At 64.2% G+C, this 1,247-nt stretch carries 2 protein-coding genes and 1 pseudogene; all 3 read left to right on the top strand.

The features are described 5' to 3' along the window. A partial coding sequence (locus tag AC097L_RS24960) for a GNAT family N-acetyltransferase (protein WP_479589403.1) occupies positions 1-243 on the top strand: 243 nt, incomplete at its 5' end. A 77-nt stretch (positions 244-320) separates the two neighbouring features. After that, positions 321-920 (top strand): methylamine utilization protein, encoded by a 600-nt coding sequence (locus AC097L_RS24955; protein ID WP_479589402.1) that lies wholly within the window; start codon positions 321-323, stop codon positions 918-920. Then, positions 917-1,247 (top strand): annotated as a pseudogene (locus AC097L_RS24950) (hypothetical protein); the annotation flags it as partial. The gene AC097L_RS24955 and the pseudogene AC097L_RS24950, both read left to right, overlap by 4 nt.

The following is a 1,247-nucleotide window of genomic DNA, read 5'->3' as shown; positions in this document are numbered from 1 at the left end:
AACGCCAGCGAAATGAAACGCCTGTACGTGCGCAAAGCCTTTCGCGGCTTTGGCCTGGGCCGCCAACTGGTCGAAGCGGCGCTGGATGCCGCCCGCGCGGCTGGGTACGACTGCGTGCTGCTCGACACCCTGGTCGATATGGAGGCCGCCCGCGCGCTGTATGAAGACCTGGGCTTCGCCGAGGTGCCGCCCTACTACCACAACCCCATTGCCGGAGCGCACTATCTGAAGGCCGACATTTAAGCCCCACAGTTGGTTACAACAGACGGCCCCGTATTAATATCCGTCCACAATTTGTAACTCTCTCACCCTGTCTGCCCATGCGCCTATTTTTATGTCTGACCACCCTGCTGTGTGCCGCCTTGCCGGTGCTGGCGGCCACGGTACAGGTACAAATGCAGGACAGCACCGGCAAGCCCCTGGTCGGCGCGGTGGTGTACCTGGAGTCGAAAGACGCGGCGGCAGCGGCCAAACCCCTGCAGGGGGCCGAGGTCTCGCAGATCAACCGCCAGTTTGACCCCGAGGTGCGGGTGGTCACCTTGGGCACTTCGGTGCAGTTCCCCAACCGCGACACGGTGCGCCACCACGTGTATTCGTTCTCGGAAGCCAAGCGCTTCGAGCGCAAGCTCTACATCGGCACGGCCGCCGCCCCCGAGGTGTTCGACAAACCCGGCATCGCCTTGCTGGGCTGCAACATCCACGACAACATGGTGGCCTGGGTGGTGGTGGTGCAAACCCCCTACTTTGGCCGCAGCGGAGCCGACGGCAAGCTCAGCCTGGACAACGTGCCTGCAGGCAACTACCGCCTGCGCACCTGGCACAAGCGCCTGGCGGTGGGCGCGGCCCCGCTGGACCAGGCACTGGTGCTGCCCGCCGCCGGTGCCAACGCCACGGTGCGAATGGACGGACTGGCCCCATGATCGCCCTGGTGCTTCGGCGCCTGCACGTGGGCCGCTGGCGGCTGTCTACCCACATCGTAGTGCGCTCACTGCTGCTGCTGCTGCTGGTGCAGGCAGTGGGCTACTGGGTGGTGCGCAACAGCATCGAAAGCAACGCCCGCGACCTGGTCACGACCGAACTGCAACGGGGCCAAAGCATCTGGCTCGGCCTGCTGGAACAAAACGCTGCCAAACTCCGCCAAGGTGCCGCGCTGATATCGGGCGACTTCGGGTTCAATACCGCCGTGGTGGATATGCACAAAGAGAGCGAGAAAGGCGCCGCCAACGCAGAAGACAAAGACATCCTGG

It is taken from the genome of Rhodoferax sp. RT5P35, assembly GCF_056521385.1.
The sequence above is the reverse complement of the archived record's forward strand: the minus strand, read 5'-3'. Positions and strand labels throughout refer to the sequence as shown.

Excerpts from the sequence above, each read along its gene's own strand:
- AC097L_RS24955 (WP_479589402.1), top strand. The coding sequence starts at position 321 with ATGCGCCTATTTTTATGTCTGACCACCCTGCTGTGTGCCGCCTTGCCG.